The sequence below is a fragment of the Brevundimonas sp. genome (genome assembly GCF_019636155.1).
Classification (GTDB): domain Bacteria; phylum Pseudomonadota; class Alphaproteobacteria; order Caulobacterales; family Caulobacteraceae; genus Brevundimonas.
Genome location: NZ_JAHBYB010000007.1, coordinates 57,647 through 71,558 on the forward strand (window position 1 = coordinate 57,647; position 13,912 = coordinate 71,558).

Annotated in this window: 18 protein-coding genes; 13 read left to right on the top strand and 5 right to left on the bottom strand. The window is 72.3% G+C overall.

Translation table 11 applies throughout. From position 1 onward, the window contains the following. Positions 1-909: 909 nt before the first annotated feature. From KF910_RS09385 to KF910_RS09400, 4 genes are all read right to left on the bottom strand, one after another. Complete coding sequence (locus KF910_RS09385; RefSeq protein ID WP_292261027.1) at positions 910-1,815, bottom strand: cobalamin biosynthesis protein CbiG; 906 nt, start codon at positions 1,813-1,815, stop codon at positions 910-912. Positions 1,816-1,874: 59 nt separating this feature from the next. Beyond that, complete coding sequence (locus tag KF910_RS09390; protein ID WP_292261030.1) at positions 1,875-2,390, bottom strand: hypothetical protein; 516 nt, start codon at positions 2,388-2,390, stop codon at positions 1,875-1,877. A gap of 3 nt (positions 2,391-2,393) precedes the next feature. Continuing rightward, complete coding sequence (locus KF910_RS09395; protein WP_292261033.1) at positions 2,394-3,197, bottom strand: exodeoxyribonuclease III; 804 nt, start codon at positions 3,195-3,197, stop codon at positions 2,394-2,396. Between the two features lie 101 nt (positions 3,198-3,298). Next, positions 3,299-4,249, bottom strand: a complete 951-nt coding sequence (locus KF910_RS09400; protein WP_292261036.1) for a hypothetical protein — start codon at positions 4,247-4,249, stop codon at positions 3,299-3,301. A 134-nt stretch (positions 4,250-4,383) separates the two neighbouring features. Here KF910_RS09400 and KF910_RS09405 point away from each other — a divergent pair, with 134 nt between their 5' ends. The 6 genes from KF910_RS09405 to KF910_RS09430 all read left to right on the top strand — a co-directional run bounded on the left by KF910_RS09405 (position 4,384) and on the right by KF910_RS09430 (position 9,399). After that, the gene (locus KF910_RS09405; protein ID WP_292261038.1) at positions 4,384-5,463 is read left to right on the top strand and encodes an MBL fold metallo-hydrolase; all 1,080 of its coding nucleotides are present in this window, start codon (positions 4,384-4,386) and stop codon (positions 5,461-5,463) included. Beyond that, a complete protein-coding gene (locus tag KF910_RS09410; RefSeq protein WP_292261041.1) occupies positions 5,460-6,230 on the top strand; it encodes an enoyl-CoA hydratase in 771 nt (256 codons plus the stop codon). Before KF910_RS09405 ends, KF910_RS09410 begins: the two co-directional genes overlap by 4 nt. A gap of 35 nt (positions 6,231-6,265) precedes the next feature. Continuing rightward, positions 6,266-6,760 (top strand): GNAT family N-acetyltransferase, encoded by a 495-nt coding sequence (locus KF910_RS09415; protein WP_292261043.1) that lies wholly within the window; start codon positions 6,266-6,268, stop codon positions 6,758-6,760. Positions 6,761-6,977: 217 nt separating this feature from the next. Then, positions 6,978-7,532, top strand: coding sequence for a DUF1285 domain-containing protein (locus KF910_RS09420; protein WP_292261046.1), 555 nt, complete (start codon positions 6,978-6,980; stop codon positions 7,530-7,532). Then, entirely contained in the window at positions 7,529-8,182 is a 654-nt protein-coding gene (locus tag KF910_RS09425; protein ID WP_292261049.1) for a CoA pyrophosphatase, read from the top strand. Before KF910_RS09420 ends, KF910_RS09425 begins: the two co-directional genes overlap by 4 nt. Continuing rightward, complete coding sequence (locus tag KF910_RS09430) at positions 8,179-9,399, top strand: CCA tRNA nucleotidyltransferase (RefSeq protein ID WP_323805629.1); 1,221 nt, start codon at positions 8,179-8,181, stop codon at positions 9,397-9,399. The genes KF910_RS09425 and KF910_RS09430 overlap by 4 nt, the downstream gene beginning before the upstream one ends. Here the strand turns inward: KF910_RS09430 and KF910_RS09435 are convergent. Then, entirely contained in the window at positions 9,374-10,309 is a 936-nt protein-coding gene (locus KF910_RS09435) for an endonuclease/exonuclease/phosphatase family protein (RefSeq protein ID WP_292261052.1), read from the bottom strand. The genes KF910_RS09430 and KF910_RS09435 overlap by 26 nt on opposite strands. A 66-nt stretch (positions 10,310-10,375) precedes the next feature. On the opposite strand from KF910_RS09435, the gene KF910_RS09440 reads away from it, so the two are divergent. From KF910_RS09440 to KF910_RS09470, 7 genes are all read left to right on the top strand, one after another. Beyond that, the gene (locus KF910_RS09440) at positions 10,376-10,846 is read left to right on the top strand and encodes a DUF4112 domain-containing protein (RefSeq protein WP_292261054.1); all 471 of its coding nucleotides are present in this window, start codon (positions 10,376-10,378) and stop codon (positions 10,844-10,846) included. Between the two features lie 143 nt (positions 10,847-10,989). Beyond that, positions 10,990-12,474: a DUF2793 domain-containing protein gene (locus KF910_RS09445; RefSeq protein WP_292261057.1), complete on the top strand. Its 1,485-nt coding sequence runs from the start codon at positions 10,990-10,992 to the stop codon at positions 12,472-12,474. A 4-nt stretch (positions 12,475-12,478) separates the two neighbouring features. Then, positions 12,479-12,625: a hypothetical protein gene (locus tag KF910_RS09450; RefSeq protein WP_292261060.1), complete on the top strand. Its 147-nt coding sequence runs from the start codon at positions 12,479-12,481 to the stop codon at positions 12,623-12,625. Then, entirely contained in the window at positions 12,622-12,912 is a 291-nt protein-coding gene (locus KF910_RS09455) for a hypothetical protein (RefSeq protein WP_292261064.1), read from the top strand. Before KF910_RS09450 ends, KF910_RS09455 begins: the two co-directional genes overlap by 4 nt. Beyond that, on the top strand, positions 12,909-13,292 hold the full coding sequence (locus KF910_RS09460; RefSeq protein WP_292261067.1) for a M15 family metallopeptidase: 384 nt from the start codon (positions 12,909-12,911) through the stop codon (positions 13,290-13,292). The genes KF910_RS09455 and KF910_RS09460 overlap by 4 nt, the downstream gene beginning before the upstream one ends. Next, positions 13,289-13,720 (top strand): hypothetical protein, encoded by a 432-nt coding sequence (locus KF910_RS09465; protein ID WP_292261070.1) that lies wholly within the window; start codon positions 13,289-13,291, stop codon positions 13,718-13,720. The genes KF910_RS09460 and KF910_RS09465 overlap by 4 nt, the downstream gene beginning before the upstream one ends. Beyond that, the gene (locus KF910_RS09470) at positions 13,644-13,892 is read left to right on the top strand and encodes a hypothetical protein (protein WP_292261073.1); all 249 of its coding nucleotides are present in this window, start codon (positions 13,644-13,646) and stop codon (positions 13,890-13,892) included. The genes KF910_RS09465 and KF910_RS09470 overlap by 77 nt, the downstream gene beginning before the upstream one ends. Positions 13,893-13,912 lie beyond the last annotated feature (20 nt).

The following is a 13,912-nucleotide window of genomic DNA, read 5'->3' on the forward strand; positions in this document are numbered from 1 at the left end:
CCCCATCTCGCACGCCTGGGCTGGGAACGGGCCTATACTCCCCTGGTCCCGTCGCATGGGGAGGCCGCGAGGCCAGCGACTTCGCGGCGGCGGGAGCGGAGGAAGCGGGGCTGTGTGTTCACACACACAGGCCTGCGGTCGTCGGATCGGACAGTCATTGGCGACGGGTCCGGCGACCGAGGGAGGGTCGAGGGGGTTACTCTGGCCGTTCCGGGAGGGGTTCGTTGGACCTCCCCGCCCGCCGCGGGCCACCGGGAGTAGCCGAAAAGATCGGCGCCCGCCCCGAGCTCGTGGAAACCTTCCGCGCGGAGCGTCAGACCTCTCGCCGAACACGGCATCTTGTTTCCTCACGCCGGGCGAAGGCCCGACGCTCCGCCGCCTTCCCATCACTTCGCAGCATCCGCTGGCGGAGGCGCCGCCAATTCCGCCCTCAAGCCGCGAGCGACCGCGCGGCGAGCATAGGGCAGGCAATTGCCCTCAAGCCGCGAGCGACCGCGTCGCGAGCCTAGGGCAGGCCATTGCCCTCAAGCCGCGAGCCGCCGCGCGGCGAGCATAGGGCGCACAAATCCTTCTCCCCTCGGGGGGAGAAGGTGTCATGCAGCGCATGACGGATGAGGGGGCTGGGTCCGCGCGAGGGTCGTCGGATGATGAGGATGGGTCGGGCCGCCCCCTCATCCGAGCGGCTCCGCCGCCCACCTTCTCCCGCAAGGGGAGAAGGGCGATGGGGCGATGGAGAGCCGCTTGGGCCACGCGACGAACAGACCCCCTCCGCCTCGCCGGCTGTCGCGACCGATCCACCTCCCCATGGAATGGGGAGGAGACGGGAGGGCGCCATCATCCGACCTCGCTCCGCTCGGCCATCCGTCGTCGGTCGCCCGCGACCTTCGTCCACCCGCAAGGGGAGAAGGATCAAACGCCGAGGATCCAGCCTTCTTCCTGTTCGACCCGTTCGATCAGCGCCGGCGTCGCCGACTTCGGCGGGGCGAAGGCCTTGGCCAGGGTTCCGTCGTCGTCCATGGCGGCGAGGCGTTCGGCCGTGACCCGGACCTGGGCCTGGTCCTTGAACTCGCCGGCTTCGGGCTTGGCGCCGTAGAGCGACGGCCAGACCTCGACCACCAGGGCCGACAGGGGTTCGACGTCGTCGGCGCCCAGTTCGCGCCAGCCGGTGCCGAACGGCCAGACGGCGCCCGAAGGCCCCATCTTGTCCAGCAGGCGAATGACCGCGGGGACGCCCATCAGGGTCTGGCCGCCGACGGCGCCGGCGCCGTGCATCTGCCAGACGCTCTTGGGCTGGAGCCTGCCCTTGCGGGCCGCGTCCTCGGTGGCGCGGAACTCGGGGATGTCGGCGCCGGCGCCTTCGGGCGGCTTGGTGGTGGTCAGCCACCGCTGGGCCTGGCTGGCGGGCGCGCCCCACAGGGGCCAGGCCTGATCGGTCATCAGCCGGTTCATCTTGGCCGCGACCTGATAGCGGTTGTTGGTGTTGTCCGGCTTGTCGACCACGTTCTTGTCGATGAAGGCCCACATCGCGCGCCAGGGCGTCCCGTCCAGCTTCAGCCGCGCCGCCGTCCCCGCCGGATAGCCCAGGTTGAAGTCGAACCCGACCAGCACCCGGTCGCCGCGCTTGCGATGATCGGCCAGGATGGACGCCAGCAGGGCCTCGCCCTCGGCGCGGGTGGCGACGTTGTGGGTCTCGGAATAGAGGCGGAAGCGCACGTCGCGCTTGGCCACGCCCAGCCACAGCGAGTTGTCGCCGAGCTTCTTCGTCTCGGCGGCGGTCCAGTCGGCGACGATATAGGCGTCGAAAAGGCGGGCCACGACGGCCTCCTTGAAAAGCATGCGGGCGGGAGTCAGGCGGGGCTTCTAGCCCTCCGCGCCTAGGCCTTCAACAGCGCCTCGATGTGCGACAGCCAGCGGCGGCCCAGGCGCAGGGCCTCGGCCGACGACCCGGCCTGGCCGGGCGAGGCGGCGTTCCACAGGGCCAGCTCGAACTCCGGATGGCGGGGGTCCGCGAACATAAGCCGCAGGACGACCTGTTCGGCCTCGGGCGCCATGACGTCCAGGGCCTTGCGCTGCTCGCCCCGGCGGATGCGGGCGACGACGCAGCCGTCGACGATGATCTCGCCGCCCTCGACCTCGGCGAAGTCATAGACCAGGCCATGGGCGCCGCGCGCCCACAGGACCGCCAGCTGGCCCTCGTCGAAATCCAGGGCGGCGGCCTTGCCCTCGGCCGGGGCGATGGCCTCGGCGTCGCCGATCCGGCCCAGGGATTTGAGCATGGCGCGGCGCAGGCGGCGCTGGGGCTCCATCCACCAGGCCAGGGCCAGGGTGGCCGTGGTCAGGGCCGCGGCGGCCAGGGCGATCAGCAGGACGGTGCGGAAGGCCTCGTCCATCGGTCAGCCGTCCAGGTCCAGTTCGACGACGACGGGCACATGGTCGCTGGGCTTGTCCATCTCGCGCGCCGACCTGTGGGTCTCGACCGCACGGAAGCGGTCGGCGGCCTGGGGCGACAGCAGGGCGAAGTCGATGCGGATGCCGTGATCCCTCTGCCAGGCGCCGGCCTGATAGTCCCAGAAGGTGAAGGTTCCGGGCGGCTGGTTTCCCAGTTCGGAGGCGTCATAGAGGCCCAGGTATTTCAGGGCGCGGAAGGCGGCGCGGCTTTCGGGCTGGAACAGGGCGTCGCCCAGCCAGGCCTCGGGGTTGCGGGCGTCCTGGGGCGTCGGGATGACATTGTAGTCGCCGCACAGGGCCAGGGGTTCCTCCAGCGCCAGCAGGTCGCGGGCGTGGTCGGTCAGGCGGCGGAACCAGGACAGCTTGTAGTCGAATTTGGCCGTGCCGATGGGATTGCCGTTGGGCAGATAGATCGAGGCGACGCGGACGGGGCGGGGCGCCTCGACCACGGCTTCCAGATAGCGGGCCTGGGCCCCGTCGGCCTCGACCCCCGAATCGTCGGTTCCGGGCAGGCCGCGCCGGACGTCGGACAGCCGATGCTTCGACAGGATGGCGACGCCGTTATAGGTCTTCTGGCCGTGAACCTCGACGTTGTAGCCGAGGGATTCCAGGGTCTCGCGCGGGAATTTCTCGTCCACGCATTTGATTTCCTGCAGGCAGGCGACGTCGGGCCGGGCGGTCTCCAGCCATTCCAGCACCGTGGGCAGGCGGGCGTTGACGGAGTTCACGTTCCAGGTGGCGATGCGCATGGCCGGGACGCTAGACCATTTTTCCGCAGGCGTAAGGGCGCGGAAAACGAAAACGGCCCGGCAAAAGAACCGCCGGGCCGCGACTTTCGATCAGGGATCGATCAGTTCTCGGTCGTGGCGACCTCGGTCATGGTGCAGCCGCCGCCGATGCGGATGGCCAGGGCGCAGGGATAGACCTGCTCGACCGCGTTTTCCTTGATGCGGGCGACGAAGCCGTCGCCCGAGGCGCATTTCACCTCGATGAAGCGGCCATTGTCGTTCTGGCCCAGCAGGTGGATGCGCTGGGCGTCGCAGTCGTCGATGGCGGTGCCGACCAGCAGGGGCTTGAAGGCCGAGACCTGTTCTTCCTGGGTGGTGAACTGGCAGGTCAGGTTCGACGACATGAGCATCAGGCAGTCGGTCTTCTTCCAGCCGTTGGCCGTGCGCTCGATGTGATAGCCGTCGGCGCCGGGGCAGCCGACTTCATAGACCACATTGCCCTCGGCCGTGGCGCCGGCGACGGTGCCGGCGTCGATCTGGCAGGGGACGCCCGCTTCGGTCGCATAACCGGCCAGCAGGGCCATGCCGTTCTGGTTGCCGGCCAGGGTGCAGGTCGTGCCTGCGGCCACTTCGCCGCCCTCGGCGCGGACCCGATCAGCCTGGGCCGACAGCAGCAGGCAGTTGAAGGTCTCGGGCGGGGTCGAGGCCTGGACGATGTAGCCGACGCCGCCGTCGCAGGCGACTTCATACAGGTCCTTGTTGGCGTCGGTCTTGCCCAGGAATTTGGATTCGGTCACCCGGCAGCTGACGTTGGCGCTGGTGATCGCCGCCTGGGCGGCGCGGGCCACCTGTTCGGCCGAAGGCTGGCGGTCGCGGTTGCGGCGGCGGTTTTCCTCTTCCAAGCGCGGGTCGTTACGCTCGCGTCGCATGTTTTCCTGGCGATCACGAATCTGTTGCGTCGGGGCGTCGGGACGCAGGACACCCTCGCGCGGGGTGATGGAGATTTGCGCCAGCGCCGGCGTCGCGACGATGACCGCAACGGCCGAGATCACGGCCATGCTCAGAAATTTCATGTAAGCACCTGGGTCCAGAGGATGTCGGGCGTAATCTTAATCTCCCCTGACCCTCAGGCAAGCCCGACGTGATTCCGGCTGGACCGCAGGCGCGGCCTGGGCTTTAAGCAACAGGGTTGCGAATGGAGACCCACTTGGCGCAAGCCCTTCCCTCATCGGACGCCGGGACCGGACGGCGCGGACTGACCTATCCGCCGTTCGAGGCCCCGGCCTGGGGCGAGGCGGTGGAGGTCGCGCCGGGGGTGCTGTGGCTGCGCGCGCCGCTGCCGATGACGCTGGACCACGTCAATATCTGGGCCCTGGCCGACGGCGACGGCTGGATGGTGATCGATGCTGGGCTGAAGACCTCCGTGACGCTGGAGGGCTGGGAGCGGGCGCTGGCGGGGCCGCTGGGGGGGCGGCCCGTGACCCGCGTGCTGTGCACCCACATGCACCCGGACCATATCGGCCTGGCCGGATGGCTGTGCGAACGGTTCGAGGCGCCCTTGCTGATGTCGCGGCTGGAGTATGTGACCGGGCGGATGCTGCTGGCGGACGCGGGGCCGGCGCCCGAGGCGGGGGCGGCCTTCTATCGCCGCGCGGGCTGGACCGAGGCCCAGATCCAGGCCTGGCGCGAGGGCTATGGCCGGTTCGGCAAGGCGGTCGCGCCCCTGCCGGACGGCTATCGGCGGGTGCGCGAGGGGGACCGGCTGACGATCGGGGGCGAGGTCTGGCGCATCGTGGTCGGAGACGGCCACAGCCCGGAGCACCTGTGCCTGTGGCGCGAGGCGGACGGGGTCTTCATCTCGGGCGACCAGATCCTGCCGCGCATATCGTCGAACGTCTCGGTCTGGCCGACGGAGCCCGAGGCGGACCCCCTGGACGACTGGATGCGGTCGCTGGCCAGGTTGCGCGCCCTTCTGCCCGACGACCTGCTGGTTCTGCCGTCGCACGGCGAGCCGTTCACGGGCGTCCATGCGCGGCTGGAGGCCCTGACGCGGGGGCATCAGGTGGCGCTGAAGCGGCTTTTGCGCACCCTGAGCGCGCCGTGCCGGGCGGTGGACGTCTTTCCCGCCCTGTTCGCCCGGCCGGTCGATGACGGGGTTCTGGGCATGGCCACGGGCGAGGCCCTGGCGCATCTGAACTATCTGAAGAACAAGGGGCTGGCCCAGGGCCGGACCGACGACGACGGCGTGGTCTGGTGGACCGCGACCCAACAGGAGACGGGCGAATGAGCGAGATCGAAACCCGGCTGGAGAACGGCGTCCTGACCGTGACCCTGAACCGGCCCGAGAAGAAGAACGCCATCACCCAGGCCATGTACGCCGAACTGGCGGCGGCGACCGAGCGGGCGCGCACCGACGACGCCGTGCGGGTGCTGCTGTTCCGGGCCGAGGGCGACAGCTTTTCGGCCGGCAACGACATCGCCGACTTCATCGCCCTGGGCTCGCAGGGCCAGCAGCCGGCCGACATGCCGGTGTTCCGGTTCCTGCGGGCGCTGGCGGACCTGGACCGGCCGGCCGTGGCGGCGGTCAAGGGCAGGGCGGTGGGCATCGGCCTGACCCTGCTGCTGCACTGCGACCTGGTGGTGGTGGCGGAAGACGCCCTGCTGTCGGTTCCCTTCGTCAATCTGGCCCTGGCGCCCGAGGCGGCTTCGACCCTGCTGCTGCCCCATGTGATCGGGCATCAGAGGGCGTTCGAACTGTTCGCCCTGGGCCAGCCGCTGGACGGGCGGACGGCCCACGCCTGGGGCCTGGCCAACCGCTGTGTCCCGGCCGATCAGGTCGAGGCGACGGCGGCCGACCTGGCGGGCCAGCTGGCGGCGCGGGCGCCCAATTCCATCCGCAAGACCAAGGCCCTGATGCGCGACGCCGAGGCCCTGTGGACCATCATGCAGCGCGAGGGCGAGGCCTTCGGCGGGCAGATGAAGAGCCCCGAGGCCATGGAGGCCTTCATGGCCTTCACCCAGAAGCGGGCGCCGGACTTTTCAAAAGCCGGTTGATCCCGGCGCGGAACGGCCCTATCGGCGCGCGCTCAATGTCCCACGCCGCCCCCCAGATTCATGCCTCGGCCGTCGAGGCCGAAACTCCCGCCGACGCCGCGGCGGTGGAGGCCCTGGTGCTGGCCGCCTTTGGCCCCGGTCGGTTCGCCAAGACGGCCGAGCGGCTGCGCGAGCGGGCGGGGATCGAGGCCGGATTCGTCGTGCGCGAAGGCGGCCGGGTGGTCGGTTCCGTCCGGCTGTGGCGGATCACGGTCGGCGAAACGAACGCCCTGTTCCTGGGGCCGATCGCGGTGGATGCGGCCAGTCGCCGGGCAGGCCTGGGCGCCGACCTGGTGGCGGCCTGCATCGCCCATGCGAAAGCGGCGGGGACCGGCGGAGTGCTGCTGGTCGGCGATCCTCCCTATTTCACGCGCTTCGGCTTTGCGGCGGCGCCGGGTGTGCGCCTGCCGGGACCGGCCGATCCGCGCCGGGTGATGTGGCTGCCGGTAGGGATCAAGGCGGTCGAGGGGATGACGGCGCCGCTCGCTTGAGGCCGGGCGGCCTCCCAAATCACCGTCACCCTCGGGCTTGTCCCGAGGGCCCATCCCAACAGTGTGTTGAGCAGAATAAGGCGGATCTCCGCGGGTTGACTGGCCACGGCCCAGCGCGCGGCCGCCATGGGCCCTCGGGACAAGCCCGAGGGTGACGTGCGGAGGAGGGGCCGCTGACGGCTTTGCGTCCGCCCGCCCACGAGCCTATGCCTAAACCATGACCCAGACGCCTTCCTCGACGGGACTGAGCGGCGTGGCCCAGGCGGCGCGCGTCGAGCGCGGCCTGCCGCCGGTGCATCTGTGGAACCCGGCCCATTGCGGGGACATCGACATCGTCATCCGCGCCGACGGCGTCTGGATGCACGAGGGATCGCCCATCGGCCGGACGGAGCTGGTGCGGCTGTTCTCGACGGTGCTGAGGAAGGATCCGGACGGCTATCACCTGGTCACGCCGGTCGAGAAGCTGAGGATCACGGTCGATGACCTGCCGTTCCGCGCCGTGGCGGTCCGGGCGGCGGACGGCGCCCTGACCTTCACCACCGATGTCGGCGACCGGACCACGGCGGGGCCCGAGTTTCCCATCGTGGTCGAGACCGCTCCCGAGACCGGGGCGCCCGCGCCGCGCGTGCGGGTGAGGGCCGATCTGTGGGCGCGGATCGCGCGGCCGGTCTTCTATGAACTGGTGGAGCGGGCCGAACTGCGCGACGGGCGGCTGGTCGTGTCGTCCGGCGGCGCCGATTTCGACCTGGGCGCCGTGGAGGCGGGGGCATGAGCCTGGACACGCTGAAGGCGCGTCTCGGCGCCCGGCTGCGGCCGGTTGCGGACTGGTCGCCGGACCATGCGCCGCTGCGATCCGACTATGACCTGAACCCCGGGGCGGCGCGCAACGGCGCTCCGTTGAGGCCTGCCGCCGTCCTGGCGCCGGTGATGGCCCATGACGACGGCGCCAGGGTGCTGCTGACCCGCCGCGCCGACAGCCTGGCCAGCCACACGGGCCAGATCGCCTTTCCCGGCGGGCGTCTGGACCCCGGCGAGACGGCGGTGGAGGCGGCCCTGCGCGAGGCCTGGGAGGAGGTCGCCCTGCCGCCCGCCACGGTCGAAGTCCTGGGGCTGGGCGATCCCTATGAGACGGGGTCGGGCTTCCTGATCACGCCCGTGGTCGGCTGGATCAGGCCGCCGGTGCTGCTGACACCCTCGCCCGACGAAGTGGCCGAGGTGTTCGAGACGCCCTGGGACTATCTGATGGACGCGGCCCACCACCGGCGCGACCACTACGACATGAACGGGGTGCGGCGCTATTTCTGGGCCATGCCGTGGAACGAACGCTACATCTGGGGCGTGACCGCGGGGCTGCTGAAAGGGCTGCATGCGCGGCTGTACGGCGCCGGCGACCCGGCGGCCGAGGCGGAGGACGCGGCGTGAGCGACCGCCTGCCGCCCGTCGACTGGCTGGACGATCCGCGCACCGTGGCGGTGATGGACGCCCTGGAGACCGAGGGCGGCCCCGGCTGCGCCCGCTTCGTCGGCGGCTGTGTGCGCAACAGCCTGATCGGCCGAGGCGCCGACGACATCGACATCGCCACCCGCCTGACGCCTGATCGGGTCGTGGCGGCGGCGAAGGCGGCGGGGCTGAAGCCCGTGCCGACGGGGATCGAGCATGGCACGGTGACGGTGGTCGCGTCCAAACGGCCCTATGAGGTCACCACCCTGCGCCGCGATGTGGAGACCGACGGGCGTCGCGCCGTGGTCGCCTTCACCCAGGACTGGGCCGAAGACGCGGCGCGGCGGGACTTCCGGCTGAACGCCCTTTACGCCGACCGGACGGGCGCCATCTTCGATCCGACCGGGCAGGGGGTCGAGGATGCGCGCGCGGGGCGGGTCGTCTTCGTCGGCGACGCCGAGACCCGCATCCGCGAGGACGCCCTGCGCATCCTGCGCTTCTTCCGCTTCTTCGCCCATTTCGGACACGGGGCGCCGGATGCACAGGGGCTGGACGCCTGCGCGCGTCTGTCGGCCCTGGTCGAGGGGCTGTCGGCCGAGCGGGTGTCGGCGGAACTGCTGAAACTGCTGGCCGCGCCCGATCCGCGCCCGGCGATGCGGGCGATGGACGGGGCGGGGGTGCTGGGCCGCGTCCTGCCGGGCCAGGCAGGCCTGGCCCTGTTCGAGGCCATGTGCGCGATCAGCGACGATCCGGCCCTGCGCCTGTCGGCCCTGGCGCCTGCCGATGCGGAGGCGGTGGGGGCGGCGGCGGGACGGCTGCGCCTGTCCAACGCCCTGCGTGACCGGCTGGTCGCGGCGGTGGATGACGGAACGGTCGCGGCGGCCGTGACGGCCCAGGCGGCGCGGGCGGCGGTCTATCGTCTGGGCGGCCGGGCGGTGTTGGACCGGCTGATGCGGCGCGAGGCGGCGGGGGCTGCGCCGTCAGAGCTGGCGGCGGCGCGGGCGGTGGCGGCGGACTGGACGGCGCCGCGCCTGCCGGTGGGCGGGCGCGAGGTTGCGGCCCTGGGTCTGGCGCCGGGGCCGGAGACGGGGCGGCTGCTGAAGGCGTTCGAAGACGACTGGATCGCCGGCGACTTCCCGGCCGACGGGCACGCGGAACGGCTGAAGGCCCTGGTCAGCGGGCGCGGCGGATCTCGGTGATGACTGGGCTGTGGTCCGAGCCGTTGGCCCGGCCCAGGCGGCGTTCCGCCACCGCCAGGTCCTGCGACACATAGACCTGGTCGATAGTCATGCGGAACGGCGCGGGCAGGAAGGCGGGCCAGGTGCCGGGCCAGCCGGGCGCAGGCGTCACGCCGCCATCGGAGCGAATCTGGCGGCCGATGCGGGCGGTCGAGACGCTGTTGAAATCCCCGGCCAGGATGACCGGCCCGTCCATGGCGCGCGCGAATTCGGCCTGGGTCGCGGCCTGACGAATCTGCTCCCACTGAATCTGGAAGGGCCAGGGCCGGGTCAGGTGGGTGGGCACGATGGTCACCGGCCCCAGGGCCGTTTCGACCCGCGCGGCGATCCCCAGGGGAGCCGGTTCGCCCTCTATGCGGCGCAGAGGGGTGCGGGAGGCCACGACCTGGCGCACGGGGCCGCGGAAGGACATGCGCCGCGAGGCCGCGCGGTGCGGATGGTCCGGAAGGGCGGCGTCCAACTGGGCGAACAGGGCGTCATTGACCTCCAGCAGCACCACCACATCCGGATCGGCGGCCGCGATCGAACGGCTCAAGGCCTCGGCGTCGCTGTTGCGGACCCAGACATTGGCCGAATAGAGCCGCAGGCCGGGGCCTGGGTCGGGCGCCGGGCGGGCGGGGAACCACTGGGGCCAGGCGGCGCCCGCGCACAGCAGGGCGGACAGGGCGCAGGCCGCGATCGCCGGACGGTCGCGCAGGAACAGGGCGACGGCCGTCGCCGCCACGGCCGCGGCGAAGGCGGGGGCGGCGAACTGGGCCAGGATGTCGGTCCAGCGATGGCCCAGGCCGCTGAGCGCCGCCAGGGCGATGGCGGCCACGGCGGCGGCCGAGGCGATCAGGGCCAGTCGCATCATGAAACGAAGGATGGACATGGGCTCCAATCTCGGTGAACGCTGCTCGGGCTTCGGCGTTAAGCATGGCTGTGAAGGGGAGGCCGCATGGCCAGACGCAGCATCGGCGATATCGAGAAGATCTGGTCCAATGTCGAGGGCGTGCGGAAACTGTCCGACCGCGCCGTCGGGGCCGGGCCGTTCGGGGTGGGGCTGGACGGGCTTCTGACCTGGGTGCCGGTGGTGGGCACCGCCTATACGGTCGGGGCCGCCGGCTGGCTGATCATCCAGGCCATGCGGGCCAATGCGACGCCGGCGACCCTGGTGCGGATGATGGGCTATCTGGGCGTCGACAGCCTGCTGACGGTGGGGGGCGAGGTGATCCCCGTCGCGCCCGACATCCTGGACTTCTTCTTCCAGGGCCACGCCATGGCCGCCCGCGCCCTGCAGAAGGACATCGAGAGCACCCACTGGGTCGAGGCCAATGCCCGCGAGGCCCGCGACAGCGGCGCCCACGACGACCATCTGGCCGAGATGCGGGCCCAGCGGAAGAAGCGCATCGTCTATCTGCACGACTGAGGCGCCGGGCGCGCCAGATGTGCGCGCCAGGAATCCCTTCGCCTTGAACGCCAAGGCCTAATTCACTCGCTGAAGCCATTTGGCGCGCCTGGGTCGGCGCGTGGCGGATGCTGTCCCGGTCCGCAACGACGGAGACCGGAGACATGAGCGACGACCAAAGCGCCCGCCTGGGCCTGCCCTATCTGGCCGCGGGCCAGATGCAGAAACACGTGACCCTGAACGAGGCCCTGACCCGGCTGGACGCCCTGACCCAGGCCGCCGTGGTCAGCCGGTCGGTGGCGGCCCAGCCCGCCGATCCGCCGGACGGAACGATGTATATCCTGCCGCCGTCGCCCAGCGGCGCGGCCTGGAGCGGGTTGGCCGCCGGCGACCTGGTGCGGTTCGAGGCCGGGGGCTGGGCGGCGGTGGACCGCCCCGAGGGGCTGGCGGTCCTGGTGCTGGACGAGGCGGCGACGGCGGCCTGGATCGACGGCGCGTGGGTTTCCATCGGCGGGGCGGGCGAGCTGGACGCCCTTCAGGACCTGAGCCTGCTGGGCGTCGGGACGACGGCCGACGCGGTCAATCCGTTCGCGGCCAAGCTGAACAAGGCCCTGTGGACCGCGCGCGGGACGGGCGAGGGCGGAGACGGGGACCTGCGCTACACCCTGAACAAGTCGGCGACGGGCAACACCCTGTCCCTGCTGTTCCAGAGCGGCTGGAGCGGCCGGGCCGAGTTGGGGCTGGTGGGCGATGACGACCTGACGCTGAAGGTCAGCCCCGACGGCGCGGCCTGGACGGAGGTGATGGTGGTCGAGGCCGCCACCGGCGCGGCGCGGTTCGCCAAGGGCGCGGCCCGGATCGAGACCACCGCCCTGACGGCCGATGGCGGCTGGACCCCGCCCGCATGGGCGCGCTGGATCGCCGTGACGGCCATAGGCGGCGGAGGGGGCGGAGGGGCCGGGATGACCGGCTGGCCCACGACCAATCGGTTCGGCGGCGGCGGCGGCGGCGGCGGGGGCGTCAGCCAGGCGATGCTGCCCGCGGCCGCGGTCGCGGCGGGGCTGGCGGCGGTGATCGGGACGGGCGGCGCGGGCGCGACCGCGGCGGGTGGGTCCGGCGCGGATGGCGGCGACAGTCGCCTGACCCTCGGCGGGACGACCATTCTGACGGCGCGGGGCGGCAAGGGCGGGGCCGGAGGCTCGGCCGCCTCGGGCCTGGGCGGCAAGGGTGGTCAGGGCGATGTCGCGGGGGCGGCCGGGGGCGACTCGGCGGCCGACGCGGCGGCGGATCCGGGCCAGGCGGGCCTGGCCGGACCGGGCGGCGGCGGCGCGGGCGGAGGGCTGACTTCCACCGCCGTGGCCCATGCGGGCGGTGCGGGCGGCCAGGGGGCCAGCCTGAGAACGGCCGCGGCCGGCGGCGCGGCGGGCGCCGCGGCGGTCGGAGGCGCCGGATCGGCTTCGGGACATCCCAGCCTGTCGCGGGCGGGCGGCGGCGGCGGGGGCGGGGGCGGCTCCACCGGCTCCGCGCACAAGGGCGGCGTGGGCGCTTCGCACGGCGCCGGCGGCGGGGGCGGCGGCACGGGCGTCTCGGCGGCCGGCCAGGGCGGGGCGGGCGCAGCGGGCGTCATCCTGCTGACCGCCATCGGGTGACCTCATGCGCCGTCATCCCGATCCCGACCGGGGCCTGCCGGACCCCGAAACCTTTGACCTGCCCTTCCGTCTGGACGCCGACGACTGCCACGCCGAGACGCAGGACCGCCGCCGGACTCCCTTTCCCTTCGACAGCGAGGACGAGGCATGAGCGATCCCCTTCCGTCCCCCGGCGGGCCGCCGACAGGCGGGCCGGGCCTGCCCGAGGCGCGCTGGTTCTGGCGGCGGCTGTATGTCTATGCCGCCAGCGTCTGCGGCTGGGGGCTGCTGACCTGGGCGGTGGGGCGCACACCGCCGCCGCGCCTGCCGTCGGTGGCGCACGGGCTGATGATGCTGATGGGCGTGACCATGGTGCTGTATCTGGTCGCCCCCTCGGCCCAGCAGCTGGCGGCCGTCTTCGCCGAACTACGCCTGCGGATGCCAGGAGGACGCCGATGAGCTTTCGTCTCTCGAGCCGGTCGCGCGCGCATCTGGACGGGGTGCATCCCGACCTGGTCGCGGTGGTCGAACGGGCCATCGGCCTGTCGCCGGTGGATTTCATGGTCACGGAGGGCCGGCGGACGGCCGCCCGCCAGGCCGAACTGGTCCGCCAGGGCGCCAGCCGGACGTTGAACAGCCGCCACCTGACCGGCCACGCCGTCGACCTGGCGGCCTGGGTGGACGGCGCCGTGCGCTGGGATTGGCCGCTGTATCCGCGCATCGCCGGGGCCATGAAGGCGGCGGCGGCCGAACGGGGCGTCGACCTGATCTGGGGCGGGGACTGGGCGCGGCTGAAGGACGGGCCGCATTTCGAGCTGGACCGGAGGGCCTATCCATGAGGCGAGGGTGGCTGAATCTGCTGACGCCCTGGGGCTGGGCCGTCGCGGCGGCGGCGGGGGTGGTGCTGTTCGCGGCCGTCGCCGGGCTAGCGGGCTTCCGCTGGGACCCCTTGCGGCTGACCGAGCGTCGGCTGGCCCAGAGCCGGACCGAACTGGCCGCCGCCCGCGCCGATCTTTCGGCCCGTCGCCACGAACAGGCCGCCGAGGCGGGCCAGCGCGCCCGCCAGGCCGAACACGCCCGCAAGACAACGGCCGCGACGACCCTGAGCGTCGCGGCGGAAACCCAGGCCAGGAGCGCCCCCGATGCCGACCAGACCCTTGACCCTGACCGCGCTGACCGTCTCGGTCGGCTTGACGACGGCCTGTGCCGCCTCGCCCCCGATCTCGAAGGCTGCTCCGCCCCGGCTGGCGGTCCCGGCCGAGGCTGAGCGGCCCTGCGGCCTGGCGGTCCTGCCGGACCAGCCGACCCTGGGCGACCTGGAGGCGGCCTATGCTCGGCGCGGCGGCCAGATCGTCCTGTGCGACAGCGCGCGGCGAATGCTGCTGGAAACCCTGCAGGCCGAGCGGCGGGCCATCGACGACTGGCTGGCGGGCCGCTGAACCCGGCAGAAATCGCCGCC